This window comes from Streptomyces beigongshangae, from assembly GCF_019710745.1.
GTDB lineage: Bacteria > Actinomycetota > Actinomycetes > Streptomycetales > Streptomycetaceae > Streptomyces > Streptomyces beigongshangae.
Genome location: NZ_JAHKJW010000038.1, coordinates 26,707 through 52,830, shown reverse-complemented (window position 1 = coordinate 52,830; position 26,124 = coordinate 26,707). Strand labels below are relative to the sequence as shown.

The following is a 26,124-nucleotide window of genomic DNA, read 5'->3' as shown; positions in this document are numbered from 1 at the left end:
CCGGTCCGCTGTTCCCGGGCCGTGGCCGCGGACATGGGGCCGCCGGGTGTTCCGGCGGTAGTGCCTGCGGTACCGCAGGTGGGCAGCGTATGGGTTGGAGAAGGACCCCGTTCGCACGGGAATCTCCAGTCATGAAGCGACGCAAGGCAGTAATCATTCCCTCGGTCCTCCTCTCCCTCGGCGCCGTGGCGGTCGCCACCCCGGCCGTCGGCGGTGCCATGGACAGGTCACCGGCTCCGGTCCCGGCGTCCGCCGACCTGTCCAAGACCTCCGGCGGCTTGTCCGGGACCTCCGCGGCGGGGCATCGCACGGGCGGGGTGGGTGATGCGGGCGCTGTGGTCGACGCCATCGAGCGCAGTGCCCACACCCTGAGGAGCACCGAGCCCGAAGGCGGTCTGCGGGACCTGGACGCGCTGGGCCGTATGGTCGGCGACGCCGAGGTGGTGGGTCTGGGCGAGGCCACCCACGGATCGCGGGAGTTCTTCCGCATGAAGCACCGGGTCTTCCGCTACCTGGTCGAGGAGAAGGGCTTCCGGACCTTCTCCCTGGAACTCCCCTGGAGCAGCGGGCTGCGGCTCAACGACTACGTGCTGAACGGCGAGGGCGACCTCCGGAAGATGGCGGACGAGGAGTTCCAGGGGGCGTACCGGATCTGGAACAACCAGGACTACCTCGACCTCGTCGAGTGGATGCGGGACCACAACCGCCGGCACCCCGGGGACGAGGTGCAGTTCATGGGCAACGACATGGGCTATGCCGGGCCGGAGCTGTACGAGGAGGTGACCGACCGGGTGGCGCGCGCGTACCCGCGGTTGCTGGAGCGCGTCACGGAGCTGTACCGCGGGCTGGCGCCGACCACCGACGCCGGCACCTACGGCGCGGAGTACCTGGAGCTGCCCCTGGCCGAGCGGCAGGAGCGGGCGGAGCGGACCGGCGAGGTGTACGAGCTGCTGCGCAGGCAGCGCCCCGGCTCCGGTGCCGACCGCGGGGAACACCTGTGGACCGTGCAACACGCCAGGGCCATTCACCAGCTGGCCGAGGGCTACTCCCTCGACATCACCGACGAGACCCAGGTCGCGGAGATGATGAGGCTCCGTGACCAGGTGATGGCGGAGAACGTGGCCTGGTGGCGCCGGCACACCGGTGACCGCGTCCTGCTGTCGGCGCACAACACCCATGTGGCGTACGACTCGTTCGACGCGCGGTATCCCAAGACGCAAGGGGCCTTCCTGCGCGATGTGTTCGGCGGGGACTACGTCAGCGTCGGCTTCAGTTTCCACCACGGTGCCTTCAAGGCGTTCGGCACCGGCGACGACGTGATGCGCACCTACCGGGTGGGCGCCGCGAAGCCGGGCTCCAACGAGCACACCCTGGACGAGGCCCGCCAGGAGGACTACGTCCTCGACCTGCGCACGGCACCCCGCCCGGTGCGCGCCTGGCTGGACACGCCGCGCGTCACCTGGAACATCGGTGCCGGGTGGCCCGACCCCGAGACGTACCGGAGCGCCCCGGGCCGGGCGCACGACGTCCTCATCCATCTGGACGAGGTCGAGGCCACCGAGTACCTGGGCAAGCCCTGATCCGCACGGTGCCCCCCGGTGGGCGAATCGCCCGGTCCGGCTACGAGCTCGTCTGCGGCCGGGAGGACCATGACGACCGCGGACTCACCAGGGCGTACCCCGGCGGTGTTGACGACCGCGCCAACACCGGTGGTGAGGCCACCCCGATCGCGGCGGACCGCCTCGAACGCGCCGGGACCCCACTCGCCGGGGTGTCCCCGCCGGTCCGGGGATCTCGTTAGCCTGGGGATCTCGCCACCGAAAGGAGTCACCATGCCGGAGGAACCGACGCCGGGGGGCCCGCTGGGCACAGCGATGCGGAAAGTGACGTTCCCGGACGGGTCACGCGGGATCATCCTGGTGAAGGCCGGTACATCGCAGAAGGACGCGGACGAGCTGGCGGCGCGGGTGTGGGCCGACCGGGCGGAGGACGGCCCGGCGGGGGCGTAGCCGGACACGGCCCCCGGCGCCGCCGCCCGCCCGTACCGGACCGTCGCCACCCTTACCGGACCGTCGCCACCCTTACCGGGCCGTCGCCGCCCGTCCGTACCGGGCCGGGGCGCCCGCCGGAACGGGGCGCACCGGCCCGGTGCTGTCGCGCCGCCTCAGACGAGCCCGAGTTCCCGCGCGCCGAGCGGCTCGAAGAAACGCTCCACCTCCGCGTCGGTGACCTCGGCGAGCGTGGCGGGGGACCAGCGCGGACTGCGGTCCTTGTCGACGACCTGGGCGCGGATGCCCTCGACCAGGTCGGGCGTGGCCAGTGCGCGGCAGGAGACCCGGTACTCCTGCTCCAGCACCCGCTCCAGCGAACCCAGCCGCCGGGCGCGGCGCACGGCCGCCAGGGTGACCTTCAGCGCGGTGGGCGACTTGGCCAGCAGGGTCTCCGCGGTCTCCTTCGCGGCCGGGTCCCCGTGGGCGAACAGCCGCCGGACGATCTCCTCCACGGAGTCGGCGGCGAAGCAGGGGTCGATCCACTCCCGCCGCCCGGCGAGCTCCCCGGCCGGCGTGGGCTGCGTGTGCCGGTCCAGTGCCTCCCGTACGGGCAGGTCCGCGAGGTCGGCGACGAAGCGCGGGAGCGACGCGGACGGTACGCAGTGGTCGGCGAGCCCGCACAGCAACGCGTCCCCGGCACCGATCTGCGCGCCCGTCAGGGCGAGGCAGGTGCCCAGTTCACCGGGGGCGAGAGCGAGCAGGTGGGTGCCGCCGACGTCCGGCACGAAGCCGATGCCGGTCTCGGGCATGGCGATCCGCGACCGTTCGGTGACGACCCGGACGCCGCCGTGCGCGGAGAGACCGACCCCGCCGCCCATGACGATGCCGTCCATCACGGCGACGTAGGGCTTGGGGTAGCGCGCGATACGGGCGTTGAGGTGGTACTCGTCGCGCCAGAACGCGGCCGAGGCGGCGCCGCCGCCGTCGCGGGCGTCGTCGTGCACGACGCGGATGTCGCCGCCCGCGCACAGACCGCGCTCCCCCGCGCCGGTGAGGACGACCGTCTCGACGGCCGGATCGTGCTCCCACGCGGTCAGCGCCTCGTCGATGCGCCGCACCATGGTGTGGTTGAGGGCGTTGATGGCCTTCGGGCGGTTGAGGGTGATGTGGGCGGCCCGGCCGGTGGTGTGCAGCAGGACGGGGGCTTCGCCGCCGGTCATCCCGGTGCCTCCGTCAGGGCGCGGGCCACGATGACGTGCATGATCTCGTCGGTTCCTTCCGGGTTCCGCTGGACACGCAGGGCGCGCGGGACCGCGCGCAGGACATGGACGATCATCTCAGTGCCGTACGCGCCGGAGCGGCCGGAGCCCGCCCCGCCACCGGCCCGTGCGTCGGCCCCGGAACTCCGCGGGGAGTGCCGGGGCCGACGGGGTGCCCGGACGCGGTCCCGGGACGGCGGCTCAGACGTGCGGACCGCCGGTGCCGTAGTAGGTGCCCAGTTCCTCGCGGTGGCCCCGGTCGCCCAGGTGCTTGTCCCGGTCGAACTCGGGCGCGTCCTTGATCTGCTGCCTGGTGCGGTCGACGATGATCCGCCGCTCCTGCGTGTCGACGGTGAGGACCGTGCTCGCCGGGAGCAGGACCTCCCTGCCGAAGATCCACGCACCGGTGTCCACCACCAGGTAGGCGTCGTCGACCTCGTCGGAGTGCTTGTCGACCTTGCCGATGCTGCCGTCGGTGGCCTCGACCTTGTACCCCGTGAGGTCGACGCCCTCCGGACGGCCCGCCGTCACCCTGTAGCCCCAGACGTTCTCCGTCACGCGAAATCAACTCCTCCGGTACCACAGGCCGGTGGGGCTCCCCCACCGGCCACGCTCCATCCGTACGTCGTGCGCTGCCGGTCTCCGCGACCGTCCTGGCTGCGGGTGCCCCGCGTCCCGCGTCCCACGCGCCCCCGGGCCGGGTGTTCAGCCCCCGGACGGGGCCGAGGTGCTGCTCCGGACGACGAGCCGGGGCGTCATGGTCGTCAGGACCGCGTGCTCGCGGTGGCCCTCCACCCGTTCGATGAGCAGCCGGGCGGCGGTGGCCCCCATGTCGTGCCCGGCCTGGTCGACGCTGGTGAGCTGGACGGTGGCGAGGTCCGCGACGGCGGTGTTGTTGTAGCCCACGAGGGAGACGTCCCCGGGGACCCGCAGGCCCAGTTCGTGAGCCGCCCGCCAGACACCGAGCGCCGCCACGTCGGCACCCGTCATGATCGCGGTGGGCCGGTCCCGCGCGGTCAGCAGGCTCGTGCCGGCCTTGTGACCGCCTTCGTCGGAGTACGCCGCACGGCAGATCCGGGTGTGCTCCGCCAGGCGGTTGCGGCCCATCGCCTCGGCGTACCCGTTGCCCAGGACGATCTCCGGCGTGCGCGCCCACTTGCTCGACCGGGTGCCGGGCGAGGGGACCAGCGCGATGTTGCGGTGGCCCAGGGACACCAGGTGGTCCACGACCAGACCGGCTCCCGCCCCGTCGGCGTCCACGACGGAGTCGTGCAGTTCGGAGGTGTCGTGGTGGCCGATGACGACCGTGGGGGTCGACTGGGCGGTGGACAGCACCTCGGAGCGCCGGGTGCCGGGGGCGATCAGGATGAGGCCGTCCATCCGGCGGTCGACCATGGCCCGGACGGTCTTGCCCTGCGCCTCGGTCCCGAAGCCCGCGTCGCCGATCAGCACGGTGTACTCGCTGTCCCGCAGCTCGTCGCGGATGCCGTCGAGGATGTCGGCGAAGAAGGTGTTGCGGATGTTGTCCAGCAGGACGCTGATCGTGTAGGTCCGGCCGCGCATTCCGCGTGCCGCGGCGTGGGGCCGGTAGTCCAGCTCCGCCATGGCCGCCCGTACCTTCTCCCGCATGGCGGCGCTGACCCCGTAGGCGTTGCGCATGACCTTGGAGACCGCCGCGGTGGACACACCCGCGTGACGCGCGACATCCGTGATCGTCACGCGCTTCTTCCGCTCTGATCCCTGCTGCATTCCCGCTGTCCCCTGGGGTCCTCTTCGACGTAGAGAACGTTATACAACTAGGGCGCACCGGGTCGCTCGCGGGCCGCGCACCCCTGGATCCCCCTCAAGGAGCGAAAAAGCTTCTCTATAGGGGCGGTTCCGGGGTGTCCCCCGGAAGGACCCGGCAGAAGAATCGTCGCGAGACGAGAGGAGACCCATGCGTAGAGTCGCCCACGATTCCTCCGCCACCGCGATGAGCTCCGTACAACTGGACGGCGGTCCCATCGAGTTGGCCGGGGCAGTCGAGCTCACCGAGCTGGATGAGGTGATCTTCTCCGAGGAGAAGATCAAGATCCGTCACGGCAACGGATACGAGCACTACGAGTTCGTCCGCCCGCAGGTGCTCACGCCCTCCGGAAGTGAGGAATCCGAGCGGACGACCCTCCGGTGGGTCGGACGTACCAAGATCGCCGAGTAGGCGGGGAGGTCCACGGCCGTACCGGCACCGCGCCCCGTCCCTCCGGCGGGGCGCGGTGCCGCGCCGACCGTGCGGCCGGTGCGACGGCCCGGCCCCCGCCGGAGCGTGCCACAGCAGGACGGACCGGCCCCCGCCGGCCGTGTCACGGCAGGATGGAGTCGACGTATCCGCCGTCGACGCGCAGCGCGCCGCCCGTGGTGGCCGACGCCTGGCCGGAGCTCAGGTAGACGACCATGTTGGCGATCTCCTCCGGCTCGATCAGCCGCTGCAGCAGGGACTGCGGCCGGTACTCCCGCATGAAGACGCGCTGGGCCTCGTCCCACGGCAGATCGCGGTCGACGAGTCCGTACACGAAGTCCTCCACCCCGCCGGTGTGGGTGGGGCCCGCGATGACCGAGTTCACCGTGACGCCGGTGCCCGCCGCCTGTTTCGCGAATCCCCGGCCCACCGCGAGCAGGGCGGTCTTCGACATGCCGTAGTGGATCATCTCCGCGGGGACCACGACCGCCGAGTCGCTGGCGATGTACTGGACGCGTCCCCATCCCCGCTCCGTCATCCCCGGCAGGTAAAGGCGGGTCAGCCGCACGGCGGCGAGGACGTTGACCTCGAAGTAGCGGCGCCATTCGTCGTCGGTGATCTCCAGCGGGTCCGCGGACCCGAAGATCCCGAGGTTGTTGACGAGGATGTCCACCCGCGGCAGGGCCTCCACGACCTGTGCCGCCCCTTCCTCGGTGGCCACGTCCGCCGCCACCGGCACCACGTCCGCCCCGGGCACCTCCCGGGCCAGCCGCTCGGCGCTCTCCCCGGCACGCCCCGCGTCGCGCCCGTTGACGGCGACACGGGCGCCCGCGCGGGCGAGCCCGGCGGCGATCGCCGCCCCGATGCCCTGGGTGGAACCGGTGACCAAGGCCGTGCGGCCGGTCAGATCGATCTGCATCTCCATGCCCTTTCGTGTACGTCCGTCGGCCGGGTACCCGTTCGGGCGCTCCGGCAACAAGGGGCACGGACCGCGCCCCCGGACGGCCGCCACGCTGCTAGCCTCGATGCCATGGCACGAGGTATCTGGTCGCAGAAGGTCCGCTCCGCCCGCTGACGGCGGCGCCTTCCCCCACCTGAAGCAGCGTCCGCCGTCCCGGTTCCCGCCGGGCGGCCGCTCTCCGCTGCCCGGCTCCACTGCGAGCTGCGGAGCATCCCTTGAACCACCTTCCGGCCCCCGGAGCCACGTCCCCGTCCGTCGAGGCGAGCGCCGGCGCCCATCTCCGGGCCGAGCACATCACCGTCACCCTCGGCTCCCGGCGCGTCCTCGACGACGTGTCGGTCACCGTCTCCGCCCGGTCCCGGACCGCCGTCGTCGGCGAGAACGGCCGTGGCAAGACGACGCTGCTGCACGTCCTCGCCGGGCTGATCACCCCCGACGGGGGCACCGTGCACCGCGCCGGGACGGTCGGCCTGGCCCGCCAGGAGCTGCCCGCGCGCCACGGTGAGACCGTCGCCACCCTGACGTCCGAGGCACTGGCCCCGTCGCTCGCGGCCCTCGGCGCGCTGGACGAGGCGGCCCTCGCCATGGCGCAGGGGGATCCCACCGCCGGCGACCGTTACGCCGCGGCCCTGGACACCGCCGGCCGGCTCGGCGCGTGGGACGCCGAACGCCGCGTCGACGTCGCCCTCGCCGCCCTGGGCGCCTGCGCGGACCGCGACCGTCCGCTGTCCACGCTGTCGGTCGGGCAGCGCTACCGGGTCCGGCTGGCCTGTCTGCTCGGCGCGCACCACGACGTCCTGCTGCTCGACGAGCCGACCAACCACCTCGACGCCGGCGGGCTGGACTTCCTGACCCGCAGGCTGCGCGAGCACGACGGCGGCCTCGCCCTCGTCAGCCACGACCGGACGCTGCTGCGCGAGGTCGCGGACCGGTTCCTCGACCTCGACCCGGCCCGTGACGGCAGGCCGCGGCCGTACGCGGGCGGCTACGACGCCTGGCAGGACGCGCGGCGCCGCGAGCGGGAGCGCTGGGAGCAGGACCACGAGGAGCAGCGCGCCGAACACCGGCGGCTGCAGGACGCGGTCTCGCAGGCCCGGGACCGGCTCACCACCGGCTGGCGGCCGGACAAGGGGACCGGGAAGCACCGGCGCCAGTCCCGCGCGCCCGGCGTCGTGCAGTCCCTGAGGCGGCAGCAGGACGCCCTGGAGGCGCACCGCGTCGACGTGCCGGAGCCCCCGCCCGTGCTGCGCTGGCCGGACCTCGCCGTCCGGCCGGGCGTGCCGCAGGTGCGGGCGCACGGCGTCGCGGTCGACGGGCGGCTGGCCGGTCCGGTCGACCTCTCCCTCGACGGCGGCGACCGGTTGCTCGTCACCGGACCGAACGGTGCCGGGAAGTCCACGCTGCTGGCGGTACTGGCCGGCGCGCTCGAACCCACGCGGGGGCGAGTCCGGACGGCGCGGGGGGTACGCCTCGTCCGGGTGGCTCAGGAGACCGCCGTGGACCTGGAGACCGTCATGGGCCTGGAGGGCGCCGCGGGTCGGGAAGGCGCCCCGGCCCGGGAGGGCTCGATGGCGGGGGAGGGCGCCGTGCGGGGGCCGGGGCCCACCGCCCGTGAGGTGTACGCCCGCCGGGTGGGGCGGCTGGTGGCGGGCGGGGCGCTCCGCGACGCCGACGCCGACGAGCCCGGGTCGCTCGGTCTGCTGGACCCCGAAGCGCTGCGCACGCCGGTGGAGCGGTTGTCACAGGGGCAGCGGCGGCGCCTGGACCTGGCGCTGGCCCTGGCCGGGCGGCCCGGGCTGATCCTGCTCGACGAACCGACCAACCACCTGGCCCCGGCACTGGTCGACGAGCTGACCGCCGCGCTCCGCGCCACGAGCGCCACCGTCGTCGTCGCGACGCACGACCGCCAGTTGCTGCGGGACCTGGCGGACTGGCCCCGTCTGGAGGTGGGAGGGGGGCCGGCTCCGAGTGCGCGTTCCGGTCCGCCTCGTTAACGCGACGGGCCGGAGCCGGGGCCGGGGCCGTGGCGCCGGCCCGCGTCCGGGGTCAGCCGAGTCGTGCGAGTCGGCGCAGTGCCGCGTTGCGTCCGCGGTCGGGGACGGTCCACAGGGTCTGGCCCCGGACCCCCCGGCGTTCCAGCAGCGCGTTGGCCGCGAGGAAGCCGCTCGTGGCCGCGCGTTCCATGAGCGCCACGGGCAGCCCGGTGCGGACCAGGTCACCGGCCACCACCAGCCCGGGGTCGGGGGTGCGTACGGTCGGCCGGTCCGCGTAGCCGCCGACCGGGAACAGCGGGCAGTCGGCGCGCCATTCGTGCCGCTCGTCGACCACGGTCGCCGCACGCGTCTCCGGGTACACCCGGTGCAGCTGCTCCAGCAGGCGCTTCTGCTCCACGTCCGGCACCGCGGTGCCGGACAGGGCGTACGCGTGCAGTTCCACGACCGATCCCCCGGTGCGGGCGGCCCAGCGCGCCGCCTCCCCCTCCCAGCGCTCCAGCACGCTGACGTTGTCGAGGGACCCGTAACCGCTGGTGCCCAGGAAGCCGGGCCGGTCGGCGGCGACCGGGCGGTCCAGCCACAGGCGCGAGACGAGGAACGGCGGCGCGGCGCGCAGCCGGGAGATCCGCTCGCGCCACGCGGCGTCGCCCAGGCGCGGGGAGCGCGCGACCAGGGCGCCGAGCCCCGTCGCGTCCAGGGCGAGGACGACCGTGTCGTGGCGCCGTTCCTCCCCCGCGGCGGCGACGAGGAAACCGCCGTCCGGGGTGGGTTCGACCGTCTCGACGGGGCTGCCGGTGCGCAGGTCGGCGCCGTGGCCGGTCAGGTAGGCGGCGAGGGGTTCCCACAGGGCCGTGGGGAAGGGCTCGTCGGGCACGTCGAAGAGCAGCCCCTCGGAGGAGCCGAGGAAGTAGATGTGGAACATCAGCACCATCTCCGCCGCGCTCAGCCGGCGGGGGTCGGCGAAGAAGCTCCGGGAGAACACCTCGAAGGCGAGGTGGTGCGCGGCCTCGGGGAAGCGGATCGACTCCAGGAAGTCGTGGGCGCTGACGCCGTCGAGCCGCGCGTAGACCCCGGGGACGCGGACGTCCAGGAGGGGCAGTGCGGCGACCGGGTTCATGCGCATGAGGTCCCGCAGCCCGAAGGTGGGGCTCAGGGCGACGAATCCGAGCGCGCTCCACGGCGGGGTGCGCGGGACGTGCCGGAAGCTGTCGTGCAGCCCGCTGCCGTGCCGCAGCGGGTAGTCGGGCAGCGCGCGCAGGCGGTCGAGCCCCGGATCGGTACGCCGCAGCAGTCCACGCAGGTTGTAGTACTGACGGAAGAAGGCGTGGAAGCCGCGGCTCATGGTCACGGCGCTGCCGTCGGAGAGGGTCGTGTGCCAGCCGGCCAGGCGTCCGCCGAGGGTGGGTTCGCGTTCGTGGAGTGTGACCCGTACGCCCCGTTCGGCCAGGGCCGTGGCGGCGGCCAGCCCGGCGATGCCGCCGCCCACGACCGCGGCCGTCGGGGGGCGGTCGCCGGTGGAGCGCGGTGCGCCCGGCGCCGGAAGAAGGGTGCGGGCGCGCCGGTCCCTGCCGCGCCGGGCGCCGTCCGCACGCCGGGGGGCGGTCATCGGCCGGCCTCCGCCCCGGTGCCGGGACGACGGGCGACGACCGTATGGGTGATGCCGGTCTGCCAGCCCGGCAGGGGCAGCACCCGTACGTCCCGGAGACCGGCGGAGCGGGCGCGGGCGGCGAACTCCTCCGCCGTGTCGAACTCCACGACACTGCGCCACAGATGGCGGTAGAGGGTGCCGTCGCCGAGGGCGGTGGCGACGGGCAGGACCAGGCCCCGGCACACCGCCGTCCACACCGCGCGGTGGGCGGCCCGGCCGCTGAGGGTGTACTCGTGCACCGCCAGGCGCCCGCCCGGTGCCAGTGCCTCGCGAACGGCCGAGAGCACCGCGTCGGGGTCGGCGACGTTGCGGAAGAGGTAGGCGGCGAACACCGCGTCGAAGGGCCCCCACACCCCCGCCTCCGCCAGGCGTTCGGCGGGGGCCTGCACGAAGGTCACACCGTCCCGCCACGGTTTGCGGGCCGCGCGTTCCAGCATGCCGGCGGAGGCGTCCACCGCGGTGATCTCGGCGCCGGGCAGGACCGCGGCGAGCGCGGCCGTCGAGGCTCCGGTGCCGCAACCGAGGTCGAGCACGCGCAGGCCGTCGCCGCCGCGGGGCAGGCCGAGTCGGCGTGCCGAACGGCGGAGGTGGGCGTGGTAGCCGGGGTTGGCGGCCACCAGCGTGTCGTAGCTGCGAGATGCGTAGTCGAACGCGGTGGCCAGGTCCTCGTCGCGCAGCAGGGTCATGCGGTCTCCTCGGTCGGTGTGCACGGATCTTCTTCGTACCGGGGCCGGGGCCCGGCTCGTACCGGGGCCTGACCCCGGTGCATACCGGGGCCCGGCTCGTACCGGGGTCAGGCTCCGGGAAAGGGTCTGCGGGGAAGCCAGGACAGCTCCGCCGCGGAGCGGAGCATCGGCAGCACGGGCGTACGAAAGCCGAGGGAGAGGTCCTCGTGGAGGCGGGTCCTCCCGTCGAGGAAGCGCAGCAGCCGCTCCATCGGCACGCGGGAGAAGAGCCGTGCGAAGAACGCGGCACCGTCGACACGTCCGCTGTCCAGGGCCCTCAGCAGCACCGCGTCCATGGCGCGCGAGCGGGCCGGGTGGGCGGGGGGAGGCATCGGGTGGCGTCCCGCGTGCAGGGCGTCCGCGACGGCCCGGCTCTGGCGCTGCACGGCGGAGAAGGTGTAGCCCGTGGACGGCCTGGTGGCTCCCCCCGCGGCGCCGATGCGGAAGACCGACGGCGCCGTCCGGCGGGCGAAGCGGGCGTCGGTCATGGGGATCACACCGGTCTCGGTCGAGGTGATCCGGAAGCCTCCGAGGCGCAGCACGTCCTCGGTGTAGCGGCGCAGGGCGGTCTCGTACTCCTGCGGGGACAGCACGGCGCCGGAGAACTCGGTGTACTCCACCAGTGCCTCACGGGGACCGGTGGGCAGGACGTAGCCGAAGGCCAGTCCCCGCGGCGGCTGCGGGACCCGGAAGTCCATGAGCTCCACCGTGCCGGGGTCGAACACCGGGCGGTCGGTGCGGACGAACCAGCCGTGGAAGTGCTGGAGCACGGTGGTGCGGGCCGCCGGGAGGCTGCCGAGCGGCCGGGAGTCGAACACCCAGCGGGCGCGCACGGTCAGGGGGGCGCCCTGTCCGGTGCGGGCCCGGATCTCGGCTCCGCCGGCGACACCGTCCACCGTCTCGACGGTCGCCTCCAGCCTGCGGACGGTGCCGCTCCGCGTCAGGTCGCGCGCGACGAGACGCTCGAAGTCGTCGGAGCGGAGCATCTTGTAGGTGAGGGGCGTGATGCCGTCCTCCACGGGCAGGCCCGCGGGGGTGTGGATCCGCAGCCGCTGCCAGGAGGCGGTCAGCGCGGCGTCGTACGGGCCGGGGCCCTTCTCCCAGAAGCACCAGGTGCGGCTCGGCGGGCGGAGCGGGCCGGGCGGGGGGTCCAGCAGGACCGCCGACACCGGCCGGACCCCGGCAGCGGGGTGGGCGAGCCGGTGGGCGAGGGACAGCCCCGCCGCTCCCGCGCCCACGATGGCCACCTCGGCGTCCGGCACGAACCGCTCCCTCCCTGCGCGCGTTCCACCGGCGCTGCGCGGGCGGCCGGTGGTCTGTCGGAAGCTTTCCCCCTCCGGGGTCCGCGCGGATGCAGGCTCGGCCGGGTTGTCGCCCTTCCGCCGGGCCCGGGCCGTCGGTCGCTCAGTCGTGCGGGCCGCGGGGCGTGCCGGGCAGAAGGCGCGCGAGGGGCGCGAGGAGACGGAGGACGGCTCGCACGACGGCGGCCGCGCACCGTAAGACGCGTTCCCCGGCGCGACACACGGCGCGGGGGCGAGGCCGGTCCGAAGGCGGCGTGCCACGGACGCGGGACCGGCCCGGCGGCGGCGTACGGAGGTCGTCGGTCGCGATGCCGCTCCGGACCGCGGCCCACACCCCCGGGGGAGGCTCCTGCAGCGTCTGGCCCGGCTGGGTCAGCCGTCCTGCCCTGACGACGCGTTCATAGGCGGTGAGCCGGTCACGGCACGCGCGGCACCGGCTCAGATGACGCGCGGCCGAGGCGCTCCAGGCGGCCCGGCCGCCGTCGAGTGCGCGGACGGCCAGCTCCGTGTTCGGAATGTGGCACCACGCCCGGTGATCGCCCACGCCGCCGCCTCCTCTCGGCCCCGGCCTGTCGCACAGGCCTCGCGGAACAGGCAGTTCCGTCGGCCTCTTTACAGTCGGGGACGGGATGCCGGATGCACCGGCCGCCGTCGCGGGCGGGACGGTGGACGACGACCTGCGACCGGCCCCTGCCGCGGACGCGCGTTCCTCGGCCCTCGGGCCACCGGACACGACCCACCGGACACGACCCACCGGGCACGGCCCACGCCGAGTGACCCACGGCGGGCGGACACCGGTCGACGCCTGCCGGACCATACTTCCAACCACTCGCATCGTTCGTGCAGCGTATTACTCCCCGTACCCCTGTACCCCGTGCTCCTCCAGGCACCTGCCGAGCCGCTGGAGTCCGCGCCTGGCATGGCTCTTCACCGTGCCCAGGGGCCACCCCGTGAGCTCCGCGATCTGCGTCTGCGTCAGGTCGTCGTAGAAGGCGAGGGTCAGCACCCGGCGCTGAGCCGCGGGCAGCCGGGCCAGTTCCTCGCCGAGGACGACCCGGTCGAGCACGGCGGACTGGGTGTCATGGGCCGTGGGCCCGACGGACATCCGCGCCCCCGCGGCCGCCACCAGCTCCGCCCGCCGCGTGCGCGCGGACAGCGCGTCGGCGATCTTCCTGCGGGTGATCCCGACGAGCCAGGCCCCCAGCGCACCGCGCTCGGGGGCGAAGCCCGCACGCCCGCGCCACGCGGCCAGGAACACCGTCTGCGTGACGTCCTCCGCCTCCCGGACGTCCCCGAGCGACCGCTGTGCCAGCGTGTACACCAGGGCGCCCCACCGGTGGTAGACGGCGGCCGGTGAAGCCTCGTCACCGGCCGCGAACCGCGCGGCCAGCTCCTCGTCGGCGAGGCGCTCCCACGCCGGGGCCCACAGCGGGACGCCGTCCGGGGCCCGCTCGGTGACCTGCTGTGCAGCCATGTTCCCCGCTCCTCGTGTGAGCCCTGGTCGTTCCGTCCCGCGGGGTACCCCTCATGGCCCACCCCACGGGTGCCGGCTGCCGGCCGCTCCGGCGGCCCCGGCTCCTCCACCCTGCGAGAACCCCGAACGGCGCAACAACTTGCATCGTCTCTGCATCACTTCTTCTGGGCTTCCTCGAGACTTCTTCGGTACTTCCTCGGCGCCCCTTCGGCCGTCCGGCGGTGCGTCACGGCACTTCATCGCCCGATCGGCCCCTTGTGCGAAAACCGGTCGCGCCTTCTCCCCCGTCCGGCGCATCCGCGGACGCCCTTGCCATGGAAAGCGTTCCGTCAGACACATATGCGATCACGACGAGAGGAACCGGGATGCGCTCCAGCGAGGCGAAGGATCACTCTGCGGCCGGGCGGGCGCCCGGCTCTCGTCCCGAGCCCCCGTCCCCGCATGCCGAACCCCCTTCCCCGCGCTTCCCGCCGGCCGCGGTCGACCCGCACGTCATCGACAGTGACGTGTCCGCGGCCGTGGGGCGTGTCCTGGAGGACCAACTGGCCGAACGGACGGGACGGGCCGTCGCCCTGGACCCGGTGTTCGGCCGCGACCTCGCCGAGCGCGTCGCGCGCTTCACCCTGGACGGCGGCAAGCGCACGCGGTCCCGGTTCGTGTGGTGGGCGCTGCGCGCCTGCGGCGGCGGGCCGGAGGCGGCGGCGGCCGCCCTCCGCGTAGGCGCCGCGCTCGAACTGATCCAGACCTGCGCCCTGGTCCACGACGACGTGATGGACGGCTCACGGCTGCGCCGGGGCCGGCCCGCCCTGCACGCGGACGTCACCGCCCAGTACGCCGGTACCGTCGCGCCCGCGCTCGGCCCGCGCTTCGGCGAGGCCGCGGCGATCCTCGCCGGGGACCTCGCCCTGGCCTGGGCGGACGACATGGTCGCGGCCGTCGACGGGGCACCGGCCGCCGTACGCACCCTGTGGAGCGCCATGCGCACCGAGATGGTGGCCGGGCAGTACCTGGACGTCCACGGCCAGGCCACCTCCTCCCGCTCCCTGGCCCGCGCGCTCCGGGCCGCCTGCCTCAAGAGCGCCCTGTACTCCGTGGAGCGCCCGCTGGCGCTCGGGGCCGCGCTCGCCGGGGCGGACGCCGCGCGCAGCGAGGCCCTGTGCGCGGCGGGCCGGCGCGTCGGGATCGCCTTCCAGCTCCGTGACGACCTCACCGATGTCTTCGGCGACGCGCGGCACACCGGCAGACCCGCCGGTGGCGACATCCGGGCGGGCAAGCCGACCTACCTGGTCGCCCTGGCGCAGGCCCGGGCCGAGACGACCGGGGACCGGCGCGCCCTGGCCGTGCTGCGGAGCTCGCTCGGCCGCGCCGACCTGTCCGAGAGCCGTCTCGAAGAGGTGCGTGACGTGCTGGTCCGCACCGGTGCCCGGGACATCGTCGAGGCGAGGATCGAGCGGCTGGCCGATCAGGGGATGCGTCATCTGCAGTCCGTACCGCTGGAGCCGGAGGGCCGGCTGCGGCTGCGCGAGCTGCTGCACACCACGGCCGGTATGGCCCCGCCGCCCATGCCCGCGCCGCCCGGGGCTCCGCACAGCACGCCTGTCCCGCTCCTGCTGACCGCCGGCGCCGGCGCCGGTGCCGGTGCCGGTGCCGGTGCCGGTGCCGGTGCCGGTGCCGGTGCCGAGGGGGCCGTCCGATGACCAGGAGCATCCCCGGTCCCACGGACCACGTCGTGGTGGTCGGCGCCGGGCTCTCCGGCCTGGCGGCCACCCTGCACCTGCTCGGCGCGGGCCGCCGGGTCACCCTCGTGGAGCGCGACGTGCTGCCCGGCGGCCGTGCCGGGCTCCTGGAGCGCGGCGGCTACCGCATGGACACCGGCCCCACCGTGCTGACCATGCCCGACCTGGCCGACGAGGCATTCGCCGCGGTCGGCGGGAACCTGCGCGACCGCGTCGACCTCATCCCCCTCCACCCGGCCTACCGCGCCCTGTTCGCCGACGGCAGCGGCATCGACGTACACACCGGGGCGGCGGCGATGGAGGCCGAGGTCGAGCGCTTCGCGGGGGCCGGGGAGGCCGCGGGGTACCGGCGGCTGCGCCGGTGGCTGGAACAGCTGTACAGGGCGCAGATGCGGCGCTTCATCGACACCAACTTCGATTCGCCCTTCCAGCTGCTGACCCCCGACCTGGCACGGCTCGCCGCGCTCGGCGGATTCGGGCGGCTGGACGCGCGCATCGGCCGCTACCTGCGCGACGAGCGCCTGCGCCGCGTCTTCTCCTTCCAGTCGCTGTACGCCGGGGTCCCGCCCCGGCAGGCCCTCGCCGCGTACGCCGTGATCGCCTACATGGACACCGTCGCCGGCGTGTACTTCCCCCGCGGCGGAATGCACGCGCTGCCCCGGGCCATGGCGGACGCCGCCGCGGAGGCGGGCGCCGACCTGCGCTTCGGGCAGGACGTCACCCGGCTCGAACGCTCCGGCGACCGCGTCACCGCCGTCGTCACCGACCAGGAACGCATCCCGTGCGACGCGGTGGTCCTCACCCCGGACCTGCCCGTCGCGTACCGCCTCCTCGGCCACGTGCCGCGTCGTCCCCTGCGGCTCAGGCACGCGCCGTCGGCCGTCGTCCTGCACGCCGGCACCGACCGGACCTGGCCCGGACTCGCCCACCACACGCTGTCCTTCGGCGCCGCGTGGCACGGCACGTTCGACGAACTCACGCGCACCGGCGACCTGATGAGCGACCCCTCGCTGCTCATCACCCGTCCCACCGCGACCGATCCCTCGCTCGCCCCGCCCGGCCGCCACCTGCACTACGTCCTCGCGCCGTGCCCCAACACCGACATCGGACCGGACGTCACCGCCTGGGGCGAGCTGGCCCCGCGCTACCGCGACAGTGTGCTGCGGGAGCTCGACGGGCGCGGGTTCGAGGGCTTCGCCGACGCCGTGGAGGAAGAGACCCTGGTGACCCCGGCCGACTGGCACGCCCAGGGACACGCGGCGGGCACGCCCTTCTCGGCCGCCCACACCTTCGCGCAGACCGGTCCCTTCCGGCCGCGCAACCTCGTCCGCGGCACCGAGAACGCCGTCCTCGCCGGCTGCGGCACCACGCCGGGCGTCGGCGTCCCGACCGTCCTGCTGTCCGGCAAGCTCGCCGCGGCCCGGATCACCGGACGGCACACGGCCGCCGTCCCGGGACGCGCACGCACCGCGCGGTCCGCACCGACGACGCCGACACCACCGACCGCACCCACCGCACCCACCGCACCGACGACGCCGTCAGCACCGGAAGGAACCCGCCGATGACCGTCCGCGAACTCGACGCGGCAGGCATCACCGAGCCCGCCCTGCGCGACGCCTACACCCGGTGCCGCCGGCTCAACGCCCGGCACGGCAGGACCTACTTCCTCGCCACCCGGCTGCTGCCCGTGGAACGGCGGCCCGCCGTCCACGCCCTCTACGGCTTCGCCCGCTGGGCCGACGACATCGTCGACGACCTGGACACGCGTCTGCCGCCCGTCCGCCGCGCGGCGGACCTCGCCCTGCTGCACCAGGACCTGGAGCGCGGGCTCGGCAGCGGGGACAGCACCGAGCCGGTGGTCCTGGCGCTCGCCGACACGGCCGGGCGGTACGGCATCGACCACCGGCACTTCACCGACTTCATGGCGTCCATGCGCAGCGACCTGGAGGTCACCGACTATCCGACGTACGACGACCTGCGCGCGTACATGCACGGGTCCGCGGCGGTCATCGGGCTGCAGATGCTGCCGGTCCTGGGAACCGTCGTCCCACGCGAGGAGGCGGCCCCGCACGCGGCCGCCCTGGGCGTCGCCTTCCAGCTGACGAACTTCCTGCGCGACGTCGGCGAGGACCTCGACCGGGGGCGGGTCTATCTGCCGGCCGACCTGCTGGGCGCGCACGGCGTCGACCGGGAGCTGCTGGGCTGGAGCCGCGGCACCGGCCGCCGCGACCCTCGGATCACCGCGGCGCTGAGGGCCTTCGAGGACCTCACCCGCGGCGTCTACCGCGAGGCGGCACCGGGGCTCGCGATGCTCGACCCGGTGTCCCGTCCCTGCATCCGCACCGCCTTCGTGCTGTACGGCGGCATCCTGGACGCCGTCGCCGACGACGGGCACGCGGTCCTGCACCGGCGTTCCGCGGTCCCCCGCAGACGGCGTGCCGCGGTGGCCGCCGACGGGCTCGTACGCCTGCTGGCCGCCCGGGCCGGGACGCGTGGGCGCCGCCCCGCGCGGTACCCGGCACCTGAACCGCCGTCCTTCACGGGACCCGTGGCGCCCGGGTCCTCCCCCGTTCCGGCGCCGTTGCAGAAGGAGATCGTGTGAGCCCCGGCCGTGCCGTCCGCCGCGGACGGTTCCCGCTGTCCCTGCGCGAGGACCCGGTCGCCTGGGAACGGCAGCGCCCGACGTGGCGCGAGGCCCGTCCGGCGGTGATCGCCGGGGCGCTGAAGCGCGCCCAGACCCGTCCGTCGGGCAACTGGTACGTGGTCGGCTCGTCCCTGTCCGTCCGAGCCGACCGGCCGCTGGCCCGGACGGTCGGCGGACAGGAGGTCGTCGTCTGGCGCGACGCCACCGGCCGGCTGGTCGGCGGTCCCGGTGCCTGTCCCCATCTGGGTGCCCCGCTCCGGGACAGTCCGGTGCGCTGCGGCACCCTCGTCTGCCACTGGCACGGACTCGCCCTGTCCGGTACGGCGTTCGCCGGCTGGGAGCCCCTGCCGGTGCACGACGACGGCGTACTGGTGTGGGTGCGGCTCGACGACGTCGGCGGCGAGCCCCCGCTGGCGGCACCGGTGGTCCCGGTACGGCCCGCCCTGCCGGAGGCGGTGTCGGCCGTGTACGTCGGCGTCGGGACGTGCGAGCCGGAGGACATCGTGGCGAACCGGCTGGACCCGTGGCACGGGGCCTGGTTCCATCCGTACTCCTTCGTCGACCTGACCGTCGTCGACACACCGGCGGCGGGGGACACGGGAACCGCGGGAGGGCCGGAAGGGCCGGGAGGCGCGGAGGACACAGAAGCCGCAGAGGACACGGACGGCTTCGCCGTCGACGTCTCCTTCAAACTCGCCGGGCGGCTCGTGGTGCCCGTACGGGCGGTGTTCACCGCGCCCGAGCCGCGCACGGTCGTCATGCACATCACGGAGGGCGAGGGACAGGGATCGGTCGTCGAGACCCACGCGACCCCGCTCGGCGCCGACGACCGGGGCAGGCCGCGGACCGCCGTGGTCGAGGCGGTGGTGGCGGCGTCGGACCGCCGGGGGTTCACCGTGGCACGCCGGATGACGCCGTTGCTGCGGCCGCTCGTACGGGCCGCCGCCGGACGCCTGTGGCGCGACGACCTGGCCTACGCGGAACGCCGCTGGCGGTTGCGCTCGACGGGGCGTTTCCCCGGCTGACCCGGCCCGGCCGTGCCGCCCCCGCGGCACGGCCGGGGCGTGCAAGGCGTGTCGTCCCCCGCGAGGCGCACGCGGGTGCGTACGGTCGCCCCGGTGGCTGCCGTGCGCACCGCGCCCCGATGCCGTTCAGCGCATCCGTTCGACCGCGTCCGGCGGAAGAACGTGCGGGTCGTGTGGGTTGCCGAGAGTCGACGGGGGTGCCGGTGGGCATGAAGGGCGGCGAGTCGGTGGAACCGGCCGACCCGGGCGTCACGACCGGTTTCCTGGCCCGCACGCTGGGCGTGTCCCCCACGACCCTGCGTTCCTGGGACCGCCGGTACGGGCTCGGGCCCGCCGTCCGGGCGGACGGCCGTCAGCGCCGGTGGGCACCGCAGGACGTGGCCATGCTGCGGGAGATGTGCAGGCTGACCGCCACGGGGGTGCCGCCTGCCGAGGCCGCGCGGTCCGCCCTCGAACGCGCGCGGGGCGGGCGGGCGGGTGCCGTGGACGCCGAAGCCCCCGCGGCCGCCCACCCGCTCGACGCACCGGCCGCGGCAGAAGCAGCGGCAGCGACAGGGGCAGGGGCAGGGGCATCCACACGGTCGCTGCCTCCGTCCGCTGCCGCACGGGCGGGCGACGGTGCCTCCCGCTCCCCCGCCGCGCTGCCCGTGGGAGCGGCGCGGCAGGAGTGCCGTGGACTGGCCCGGGCAGCCGTACGCCTCGACGCCCCGGCGGTCCAGGAACGGCTCAGGGCCGCGGTGCGCGCCCACGGGCTCGTGACGGCGTGGGAGGAGGTGATGGTGCCCACCCTGCGGGCGGCGGGCCGCAAGTGGGAGTCCTCCGGCGACCGCTACGTGGAGGTCGAGCACCTGCTGTCCTGGCACGTGTCCACCGTCCTGCGGCACGTGTACGTCTCCTCGGCCGCGTCCCACCACCGCCAGGACGCCTCCCCCGTGTTGCTGGCCTGTCTGCCGGACGAGCAGCACACGCTGCCGCTGGAAGCGCTGAACGCGGCGCTGGCGGAGGCGGGCGTGCCGACGCTGATGCTCGGCGGGGCCGTTCCCGTCGAGGCGGTGGACACGGCCGTGCGGCGCGTCGGTCCCGTGGCGGTCGCGCTGTGGGCCCAGTCGCGGTCCACGGCGAACCTCCCGCTGGCCCGCCACCTCGCCGCGACCCGCTGGGGCATCCGCGGTGCCCGCCGGCAGAGCCCGGTGCTGCTGTGCGGCCCCGGCTGGGGCCGCGGCGTGCCCGAGGGACTGCTGCGCCCGTCGGGGCTGCGGGACGCGGTGCGCATGCTGGTCCCGCCCGACGCGTCGGCGCGACCGTGACACACACCGGCCCGCAACGCCCGTCCCGGTCTCGGTGGCGGTCCGGCTCGGCCCGAACGGGAGTGGGCTCCGGGGCGGGCGCGGGCGCATGGTGCGGGCCGCGCGGCGCCCGAGCGGACGGCCCGCCACCGGCTCAGGCCGTGGTGCCGTTCGTCGGAGTACCGCTCGTGAGCGTGTCGCTCACAGGGGTGTCGCTCACGGGGGTGTCGGACAGCGCGATGCGGGCCGTGACGCGCTTGCCGACCGGCTCCGTACGGATCTCCAGGTCCTGGGCCACGGCTTTGACGATCTCCAGGCCGTGCTGTCCGATCCGGCCGGGATCCGCGACGCGTGCCTCGGGGACCGTCGGGTCGCTGTCCCAGACGACGACCTCCACGGTCTGCGGGGTGAGGCCCAGCTCCAGCAGGACGGGGCCCGGGGCGTACTTGCACGCGTTGGTGACCAGCTCGCTCACCACCAGCTGCGTCAGGTCCATCACCCGGGCCGACACGACCGCGTACCGGCCGTTCCGCGCTCCCTGCAGGAAGATGGTGGCGTGCCGACGGGCATCGGCGATGCATCCGTCGTCCCCGCCCGTGGCATAGCTGGTCTGCAGCAGGTATCCGTCGGACCCCGACCCCGACCCCGACCCCGCACAGCCGTCACCGTCGTCGTGGGATCCCACCGGCATCGCCCTCATTCCCCGTTCACGAGCGCTCCGATACCCGCCTTCCCGCCATTCATGCATCGTACAAATGTGCTCTCCGGCACATTCTCCCGGGTGCATCCGCCGAATCGTTCGGGCAGAATGACCGGGCAGACCCGCGTTCGGGGCGATCCCGGCACCCGGCACACCATCGCAGTCGAGGAGACGGTGACCAACATTCAGAGCGTGGACCAGCCAGGCCGGCTCTCCGTCGAGCAGTCCGCGGTCGACGGCATCCGTGTGGTGACGGTGCGCGGCGAGATCGACCACACGGTCAAGGACGTACTCGGTGAGGCCCTGCTGCCCCCCGGTGCCGCCGCGGGGACGCGGACGGTGGTCGACCTCAGCGGTGTGACCTTCATGGACTCCAGCGGCATCAGCGTGCTCATCGGCGCGTACCAGGCCCTGAGCGACACCGAGGGGTGGCTGCGGATCGCCGGGGCGCAGGAGGGCGTGCTGCGGATCCTGCAGATCGTCGGGCTGGACACGTTGATCGAGTGTCACCCGAGCCTGCGGGAAGCGCTCCGCGCCTGACCGCCCTTCCGCGGGTACGAGGACGGCTCAGGCTCCCGGCCTGCGCGAGGCGGTCCGCCGTCGGGCGCGCCCCCTCAAGCCGCGCACCGGCTCCTTTCCGACCACGGGTGCGGGCCGCGGGTAGGGTCGGCCGGTATGACCGTCGCCCGCTCCGTCGCCCTGTTCGCCGTCGCCGCCCTCTTCGAGATCGGGGGCGCCTGGCTGGTGTGGCAGGGTATCCGCGAGCACAAGGGCTGGATCTGGATCGGTGCCGGTGTCATCGCCCTCGGGCTCTACGGAGCGGTGGCCACCCTCCAGTCCGACGACGACTTCGGGCGCATCCTCGCCGCGTACGGCGGAATCTTCGTCGCGGGTTCGATCGCCTGGGGCATGGTCGCCGACGGCTACCGCCCCGACCGCTACGACGTCGTCGGCGCCCTGGTCTGCCTGGCCGGCATGGCGGTGATCATGTACGCCCCTCGCACCCACTGATCCGCACCGGCGCCGCGGGAGCGGGCCCGGCGGTGGACCGGCGGTCGTTCAGGCGCCGGTGGTGGCGCCGGTCCGGTCCTTGTCCGGGTCCGCAGCCACCCGCGCATCGCAGGCGAGCGCCTTGTTGCGGCGGACGGAGGACCAGAAGGAGGCGCTGATCAGGACGACGCCGATCAGGCCGGTGACGATCTCGTTGATCTCGTACTGGATGGTGACCAGGAGCAGCACCGCCAGGGCGCCGATGGCGTAGTGGGCGCCGTGCTCCAGGTAGACGTAGTCGTCCAGGGTCCCCTGGCGGACCAGGTACACCGTCAGGGACCTGACGTACATCGCGCCGGTGCCGAGGCCCAGCGCCATCACGACGATGTCGTTGGTGACGGCGAAGGCGCCGATGACGCCGTCGAAGGAGAAGGACGCGTCCAGGACCTCCAGGTAGAGGAACATGAAGAACGCGGCCTTGCCGGTCAGGGCGACCGCCGAGCGTGGCCTGCCGCTGCGTGCGGCCTCGCCCTCCGCCTCGTGCTCGCGCTCCTCGTCCTGCTCGATCTTGGTCTCGAAGTGGCCGGAGAGACCGCCGACGAGCATGTAGGTGACGAGACCCGCGATGCCGGACAGGAGGACGGTCTCCGCCTTGTCCGCGTGCACGCCGCCGTGCTGGTGGGCATGGGCCGCGAAGGTCAGGGAGGAGATCAGCAGCACGGCCAGGGCGATGCAGACCGACAGCATGTCGACCTTGCCGAGCTTGGCGAGCGGGCGCTCGATCGGACCCAGCCACTTGATCTCCCGGTCCTCGAAGACGAAGTCGAGGAAGATCATCAGCAGGAACATGCCGCCGAAGGCGGCGATCGACGGATGCGCGTCGGTGACGAGCTCCTGGTAGCGGTCCTTGTCCGTCAGCGCCAGGTCGACGGCCTCGATCGGGCCCATGGAGGCGCTGACCGCCACGATGACGACCGGGAAGACCAGCCGCATGCCGAAGACGGCGATCAGGATGCCGACGGTGAGGAAGATCTTCTGCCAGAAGGCGCTCATCTTCTTCAGGATGCCGGCGTTGACCACCGCGTTGTCGAACGACAGGGAGATCTCGAGGACGGCGAGGATGGCCACGATGCCGAAAGCCTGCCAGCCCCCGTAGAGGACCCCTGCGGCCAGGGCGATCGCGGTGACCGCGAACGACCAGCCGAAGGTTTTCAGAAGCACTGGTTACCCCATCGTGTGGTGAGGGGCCCGCGGGCCCCGGGTGGTGCGGTCGTGATCGGTGAACGGTGTTCCGGACGGTGCGCGTCGATGGTACTCACGGGTTCCCGCCGCTCCCGCGGGAAACCGCGCCCGGGGTCCCGGTGTCGGGACCGGTCCCGGCGGGACCGGTCCCGACAGGAGGGAACCGGTCCCGGCGGGAGGGCGGCGCCCGGAAGGGCGCCGCCGGTGGGACGAGGAGCCGGGGCTCGGACCCGGTGTCAGTCGGCGACGACCCTCTCGGGGTCGTCGGCCGAAGTGCCGACGCGCAGCCAGCGGTACCCGTAGGCGGGCAGTTCGACCGGGAAGAGGCCGTCGTCGGGCACCGTGAGGCCCTCGTGCCCCTCGTCGAGCAGATCGGTCAGCCTGCCGCCCGGTCCGGCCTCGGACAGCCGCAGCCGTACGGTGACGGGCCGGCCGGCGAAGTTGTGCACGGCGAGGACGGTCCCGTCGGACGTACAGCCGACGTGCGCCATGACCGCGTCCTCCCCGGTCTCCACCAGCCGGTAGTCGCCCCAGGCCAGCTCGGGGGCCTCGCGGTAGCGCTCGGCGAACAGCCGGATACGGCTCAGCAGCGAGCCCGGATCGCGGCTCTGCCCGTACACGTTGACCTCCTGGGGCCCGAACGCGCCCTCCACCAGCGGATTGGGGAACGCCTCCGGTCCGGCGGTGGAGAAGCCGGCGCCCGCCTCCGGTGTCCACTGCATGGGGGTGCGCACGGCCTGGCGCCCCTCGGCCGCCAGGTTCTCCCCCATGCCGATCTCCTCGCCGTAGAAGAGCACGGGGGTGCCGGGCAGCGTGAACAGCAGGCTGTACGCGAGCTCGACACGGCGCCGGTCGCCGTCGACCATCGGCGGCAGCCTGCGGCGCAGTCCCCGGTCGTAGAGCTGCATGTCCTTCTCGGGACCGAAGGCGGCGAACACCTCGGCCCGTTCGTCGTCGCTCAGCTTGTCGAGGGTGAGCTCGTCGTGGTTGCGCACGAACGTGGCCCACTGGGCGTCCCGCGGCGCGGCGGGACGGTCCCGCAGCGTGCCGGTGAGCGGCCGCGCGTCCTCGCGCGCCATCGACAGGTACATCTGCTGCATCCCGACGAAGTCGAAGCACATGGTCAGCTCGTCGCCGCGGTCCGAGTCCGGGTCGCCGAAGAACCGGGTGAGGCCGTCGTAGGGCAGGTTGACCTCGCCCAGCAGCACCGACTCCCCGTTGCGGCGGCCCAGGAAGGCGCGCAGGTCGGCGAGGTACTCGTGCGGGTCGGGCAGGTTCCCGGCGTCGTCCTGTCCGTCGGTCTCCAGCAGGAAGGGCACGGCGTCGACGCGGAAGCCGGACAGCCCGAGCTGCGTCCAGAACCCCATGATGCGGGCTATCTCGTCGCGCACCTCGGGGTTGGCCACGTTGAGGTCGGGCTGCTGCTTGTAGAACCGGTGCAGGTAGTACTGGCCACTGCCCTCGTCGTACTCCCACAGGCTGTCCTCCGCGTCGGGGAAGACCACTCCCTCGGGCCCGTCCTCGGGCGGCTCGTCCGCCCAGACGTACCAGTCGCGGTGGGCGGAGTCCCGGCCGGAGCGGGCGTCCTTGAACCAGGGGTGCTCCACGGAGGTGTGGTTGACGACGAGGTCGGCGATCACCCGGATGCCGCGGTCGCGGGCGGTGCGGACGAACTCGGTGAAGTCGCCGAGGGTGCCCAGGCGCGGGTCGACTCCGTAGAAGTCCGTGATGTCGTACCCGTCGTCGCGCTCCCGCGTCGGGTAGAAGGGCATCAGCCACACACAGGTCACCCCGAGGCGCACCAGGTGGTCGATGCGCTGGGTGAGGCCCGCGAAGTCGCCCACGCCGTCACCGTTGCCGTCCTGGTACGTCTCGACGTCCAGGCAGTACACCACCGCGTTCTTCCACCACAGGTCGGAGGTACGGGTCAGACGCATCGGTACTCCTTCGCCGTGGCGGGCAGCGGGCGGGTGACGTCGAGCTGCGGCAGCACGTCGGCTCCGAACGCGTCGATGAACGCTTCCTGCCGCTGACCCACGTGGTGGAGCATCACGGCGTCGAAGCCCAGCTCGGCGTACTCCTGCAGCCAGGCGGTGTGCCGGCCCAGGTCGGACGAGATGTTGACGGTGCCCGCCAGCTGCTCCAGGGTGACGTGTTCGCTGACGATGTCGAACAGTTCCGGGGAGTCGAGGTCCCAGCTGACCGGCGGAGCGTGTACGTTGCTGCGCCACTGGTCGTGCGCCAGCGCGCCGGCCTCCTCCTCGGTGGGCGCCCAGCTCAGATGCACCTGGAGGTGCAGCGGGCCGCGGCCGCCCGCGTCGCGGTAGGCGCCGACGATCTCGCGCAGCCGTTCCCGCGGGGCGTTGACCGTGATCAGGCCGTCCGCCCACTCGGCGCACCAGGCGGCCGTGGCCGTGCTGCAGGCGGCTCCGATCAGCGGCGGGACCTCCGGCGGCAGGGTCCACAGCCGGGCCCGGTCCACGGTGACCAGGCCGTCGTGGCTGACCTCCTCCCCGTGCAGCAGGGCGCGGATGACGTCGACGCACTCGCGCAGCCGCGCGTTGCGGAGGTCCTTGCGCGGCCAGCCGGTCCCGGTGATGTGCTCGTTCGATGCCTCCCCGCTGCCGAGTGCCGCCCAGAACCGGCCCGGGTACATGGCCGCGAGACTGGCTATGCCCTGGGCGACGATCGCGGGGTGGTAGCGCTGGCCCGGCGCGTTCACCACGCCGAACGGCACCCGGTCGGTGGCCTGGAGCGCGGATCCGAGCCAGGACCAGGCGAACCCGGACTCGCCCTGGCGGACGCTCCACGGGGAGAAGTGGTCCGAGCACATGGCGGCGGTGAAGCCCGCGCGTTCCGCGTGGACGACGGCTTCGAGCAGGTCCGCGGGTGGGATCTGCTCGTGCGAGGCATGCAATCCGTAGACAGTCATG

At 73.9% G+C, this 26,124-nt stretch carries 23 protein-coding genes; 11 read left to right on the top strand and 12 right to left on the bottom strand.

Annotated features, from left to right (window positions below):
• Nucleotides 1-131: 131 nt before the first annotated feature.
• Both KM933_RS26385 and KM933_RS26380 read left to right on the top strand, forming a co-directional pair.
• Nucleotides 132-1,580 carry an erythromycin esterase family protein gene (locus tag KM933_RS26385; protein ID WP_221356378.1) on the top strand — a complete coding sequence of 483 codons (1,449 nt, stop codon included), beginning with the start codon at nucleotides 132-134 and terminating at the stop codon, nucleotides 1,578-1,580.
• Nucleotides 1,581-1,832: 252 nt separating this feature from the next.
• The gene (locus KM933_RS26380; protein WP_221356376.1) at nucleotides 1,833-2,009 is read left to right on the top strand and encodes a hypothetical protein; all 177 of its coding nucleotides are present in this window, start codon (nucleotides 1,833-1,835) and stop codon (nucleotides 2,007-2,009) included.
• 155 nt (nucleotides 2,010-2,164) lie between these two features.
• Here KM933_RS26380 and KM933_RS26375 read toward each other — a convergent pair whose 3' ends face one another.
• From KM933_RS26375 to KM933_RS26365, 3 genes are all read right to left on the bottom strand, one after another.
• Nucleotides 2,165-3,211, bottom strand: a complete 1,047-nt coding sequence (locus tag KM933_RS26375) for an enoyl-CoA hydratase/isomerase family protein (RefSeq protein ID WP_221356374.1) — start codon at nucleotides 3,209-3,211, stop codon at nucleotides 2,165-2,167.
• A 240-nt stretch (nucleotides 3,212-3,451) separates the two neighbouring features.
• Nucleotides 3,452-3,808: a PRC-barrel domain-containing protein gene (locus tag KM933_RS26370; RefSeq protein ID WP_221356372.1), complete on the bottom strand. Its 357-nt coding sequence runs from the start codon at nucleotides 3,806-3,808 to the stop codon at nucleotides 3,452-3,454.
• Between the two features lie 147 nt (nucleotides 3,809-3,955).
• The gene (locus KM933_RS26365; RefSeq protein ID WP_308013552.1) at nucleotides 3,956-4,969 is read right to left on the bottom strand and encodes a LacI family DNA-binding transcriptional regulator; all 1,014 of its coding nucleotides are present in this window, start codon (nucleotides 4,967-4,969) and stop codon (nucleotides 3,956-3,958) included.
• Nucleotides 4,970-5,186: 217 nt separating this feature from the next.
• Here KM933_RS26365 and KM933_RS26360 point away from each other — a divergent pair, with 217 nt between their 5' ends.
• On the top strand, nucleotides 5,187-5,447 hold the full coding sequence (locus tag KM933_RS26360) for a DUF5988 family protein (RefSeq protein ID WP_221356369.1): 261 nt from the start codon (nucleotides 5,187-5,189) through the stop codon (nucleotides 5,445-5,447).
• A 142-nt stretch (nucleotides 5,448-5,589) separates the two neighbouring features.
• On the opposite strand, the gene KM933_RS26355 is transcribed toward KM933_RS26360, so the two are convergent.
• Entirely contained in the window at nucleotides 5,590-6,384 is a 795-nt protein-coding gene (locus KM933_RS26355; RefSeq protein WP_221356425.1) for an SDR family NAD(P)-dependent oxidoreductase, read from the bottom strand.
• 257 nt (nucleotides 6,385-6,641) lie between these two features.
• On the opposite strand from KM933_RS26355, the gene KM933_RS26350 reads away from it, so the two are divergent.
• The gene (locus KM933_RS26350) at nucleotides 6,642-8,420 is read left to right on the top strand and encodes an ABC-F family ATP-binding cassette domain-containing protein (RefSeq protein WP_221356367.1); all 1,779 of its coding nucleotides are present in this window, start codon (nucleotides 6,642-6,644) and stop codon (nucleotides 8,418-8,420) included.
• A 52-nt stretch (nucleotides 8,421-8,472) separates the two neighbouring features.
• Here the strand turns inward: KM933_RS26350 and KM933_RS26345 are convergent, their stop codons facing one another.
• From KM933_RS26345 to KM933_RS26330, 4 genes are all read right to left on the bottom strand, one after another.
• Nucleotides 8,473-10,026, bottom strand: coding sequence for an FAD-dependent oxidoreductase (locus KM933_RS26345; protein WP_221356365.1), 1,554 nt, complete (start codon nucleotides 10,024-10,026; stop codon nucleotides 8,473-8,475).
• On the bottom strand, nucleotides 10,023-10,754 hold the full coding sequence (locus KM933_RS26340; protein WP_221356363.1) for a methyltransferase domain-containing protein: 732 nt from the start codon (nucleotides 10,752-10,754) through the stop codon (nucleotides 10,023-10,025). The genes KM933_RS26345 and KM933_RS26340 overlap by 4 nt, the downstream gene beginning before the upstream one ends.
• A gap of 107 nt (nucleotides 10,755-10,861) precedes the next feature.
• Nucleotides 10,862-12,055 carry a lycopene cyclase family protein gene (locus tag KM933_RS26335; protein ID WP_221356361.1) on the bottom strand — a complete coding sequence of 398 codons (1,194 nt, stop codon included), beginning with the start codon at nucleotides 12,053-12,055 and terminating at the stop codon, nucleotides 10,862-10,864.
• Between the two features lie 889 nt (nucleotides 12,056-12,944).
• Nucleotides 12,945-13,568 carry a sigma-70 family RNA polymerase sigma factor gene (locus KM933_RS26330; RefSeq protein WP_221356359.1) on the bottom strand — a complete coding sequence of 208 codons (624 nt, stop codon included), beginning with the start codon at nucleotides 13,566-13,568 and terminating at the stop codon, nucleotides 12,945-12,947.
• A 365-nt stretch (nucleotides 13,569-13,933) separates the two neighbouring features.
• On the opposite strand from KM933_RS26330, the gene KM933_RS26325 reads away from it, so the two are divergent.
• The 5 genes from KM933_RS26325 (at nucleotide 13,934) to KM933_RS26305 (ending at nucleotide 20,280) form a co-directional block, all read left to right on the top strand.
• Nucleotides 13,934-15,265: a polyprenyl synthetase family protein gene (locus KM933_RS26325; RefSeq protein ID WP_221356357.1), complete on the top strand. Its 1,332-nt coding sequence runs from the start codon at nucleotides 13,934-13,936 to the stop codon at nucleotides 15,263-15,265.
• Nucleotides 15,262-16,869 carry a phytoene desaturase family protein gene (gene crtI, locus KM933_RS26320; protein WP_221356355.1) on the top strand — a complete coding sequence of 536 codons (1,608 nt, stop codon included), beginning with the start codon at nucleotides 15,262-15,264 and terminating at the stop codon, nucleotides 16,867-16,869. Before KM933_RS26325 ends, crtI begins: the two co-directional genes overlap by 4 nt.
• On the top strand, nucleotides 16,866-17,906 hold the full coding sequence (locus KM933_RS26315; protein WP_221356353.1) for a phytoene/squalene synthase family protein: 1,041 nt from the start codon (nucleotides 16,866-16,868) through the stop codon (nucleotides 17,904-17,906). Before crtI ends, KM933_RS26315 begins: the two co-directional genes overlap by 4 nt.
• A complete protein-coding gene (locus KM933_RS26310) occupies nucleotides 17,903-18,973 on the top strand; it encodes a DUF5914 domain-containing protein (protein ID WP_221356351.1) in 1,071 nt (356 codons plus the stop codon). Before KM933_RS26315 ends, KM933_RS26310 begins: the two co-directional genes overlap by 4 nt.
• 209 nt (nucleotides 18,974-19,182) lie before the next feature.
• Nucleotides 19,183-20,280 (top strand): MerR family transcriptional regulator, encoded by a 1,098-nt coding sequence (locus KM933_RS26305; RefSeq protein WP_221356349.1) that lies wholly within the window; start codon nucleotides 19,183-19,185, stop codon nucleotides 20,278-20,280.
• A 133-nt stretch (nucleotides 20,281-20,413) separates the two neighbouring features.
• Here the strand turns inward: KM933_RS26305 and KM933_RS26300 are convergent, their stop codons facing one another.
• Nucleotides 20,414-20,944: an ATP-binding protein gene (locus KM933_RS26300; RefSeq protein ID WP_430727371.1), complete on the bottom strand. Its 531-nt coding sequence runs from the start codon at nucleotides 20,942-20,944 to the stop codon at nucleotides 20,414-20,416.
• Nucleotides 20,945-21,133: 189 nt separating this feature from the next.
• Between KM933_RS26300 and KM933_RS26295 the strand changes: the two genes are divergently transcribed.
• Nucleotides 21,134-21,499, top strand: coding sequence for an STAS domain-containing protein (locus tag KM933_RS26295; RefSeq protein ID WP_308013551.1), 366 nt, complete (start codon nucleotides 21,134-21,136; stop codon nucleotides 21,497-21,499).
• Nucleotides 21,500-21,634: 135 nt separating this feature from the next.
• The gene (locus KM933_RS26290) at nucleotides 21,635-21,970 is read left to right on the top strand and encodes a YnfA family protein (RefSeq protein ID WP_221356343.1); all 336 of its coding nucleotides are present in this window, start codon (nucleotides 21,635-21,637) and stop codon (nucleotides 21,968-21,970) included.
• Between the two features lie 48 nt (nucleotides 21,971-22,018).
• On the opposite strand, the gene KM933_RS26285 is transcribed toward KM933_RS26290, so the two are convergent.
• The 3 genes from KM933_RS26285 to KM933_RS26275 form a co-directional block, all read right to left on the bottom strand.
• Nucleotides 22,019-23,170, bottom strand: a complete 1,152-nt coding sequence (locus tag KM933_RS26285; RefSeq protein ID WP_221356341.1) for a DUF475 domain-containing protein — start codon at nucleotides 23,168-23,170, stop codon at nucleotides 22,019-22,021.
• Between the two features lie 257 nt (nucleotides 23,171-23,427).
• Entirely contained in the window at nucleotides 23,428-25,128 is a 1,701-nt protein-coding gene (locus tag KM933_RS26280; RefSeq protein ID WP_260334181.1) for an alpha-amylase family protein, read from the bottom strand.
• Nucleotides 25,119-26,123 (bottom strand): TIGR03885 family FMN-dependent LLM class oxidoreductase, encoded by a 1,005-nt coding sequence (locus KM933_RS26275; protein ID WP_221356339.1) that lies wholly within the window; start codon nucleotides 26,121-26,123, stop codon nucleotides 25,119-25,121. The genes KM933_RS26280 and KM933_RS26275 overlap by 10 nt, the downstream gene beginning before the upstream one ends.
• Nucleotide 26,124: the final 1 nt, after the last annotated feature.

Excerpts from the sequence above, each read along its gene's own strand:
- KM933_RS26385 (WP_221356378.1), top strand. The coding sequence starts at position 132 with ATGAAGCGACGCAAGGCAGTAATCATTCCCTCGGTCCTCCTCTCCCTC.
- KM933_RS26380 (WP_221356376.1), top strand. The coding sequence starts at position 1,833 with ATGCCGGAGGAACCGACGCCGGGGGGCCCGCTGGGCACAGCGATGCGG.
- KM933_RS26375 (WP_221356374.1), bottom strand. The coding sequence starts at position 3,211 with ATGACCGGCGGCGAAGCCCCCGTCCTGCTGCACACCACCGGCCGGGCC.
- KM933_RS26360 (WP_221356369.1), top strand. The coding sequence starts at position 5,187 with ATGCGTAGAGTCGCCCACGATTCCTCCGCCACCGCGATGAGCTCCGTA.
- KM933_RS26355 (WP_221356425.1), bottom strand. The coding sequence starts at position 6,384 with ATGCAGATCGATCTGACCGGCCGCACGGCCTTGGTCACCGGTTCCACC.
- KM933_RS26345 (WP_221356365.1), bottom strand. The coding sequence starts at position 10,026 with ATGACCGCCCCCCGGCGTGCGGACGGCGCCCGGCGCGGCAGGGACCGG.
- KM933_RS26340 (WP_221356363.1), bottom strand. The coding sequence starts at position 10,754 with ATGACCCTGCTGCGCGACGAGGACCTGGCCACCGCGTTCGACTACGCA.
- KM933_RS26330 (WP_221356359.1), bottom strand. The coding sequence starts at position 13,568 with ATGGCTGCACAGCAGGTCACCGAGCGGGCCCCGGACGGCGTCCCGCTG.
- KM933_RS26325 (WP_221356357.1), top strand. The coding sequence starts at position 13,934 with ATGCGCTCCAGCGAGGCGAAGGATCACTCTGCGGCCGGGCGGGCGCCC.
- crtI (WP_221356355.1), top strand. The coding sequence starts at position 15,262 with ATGACCAGGAGCATCCCCGGTCCCACGGACCACGTCGTGGTGGTCGGC.
- KM933_RS26315 (WP_221356353.1), top strand. The coding sequence starts at position 16,866 with ATGACCGTCCGCGAACTCGACGCGGCAGGCATCACCGAGCCCGCCCTG.
- KM933_RS26305 (WP_221356349.1), top strand. The coding sequence starts at position 19,183 with ATGAAGGGCGGCGAGTCGGTGGAACCGGCCGACCCGGGCGTCACGACC.
- KM933_RS26290 (WP_221356343.1), top strand. The coding sequence starts at position 21,635 with ATGACCGTCGCCCGCTCCGTCGCCCTGTTCGCCGTCGCCGCCCTCTTC.
- KM933_RS26280 (WP_260334181.1), bottom strand. The coding sequence starts at position 25,128 with ATGCGTCTGACCCGTACCTCCGACCTGTGGTGGAAGAACGCGGTGGTG.
- KM933_RS26275 (WP_221356339.1), bottom strand. The coding sequence starts at position 26,123 with ATGACTGTCTACGGATTGCATGCCTCGCACGAGCAGATCCCACCCGCG.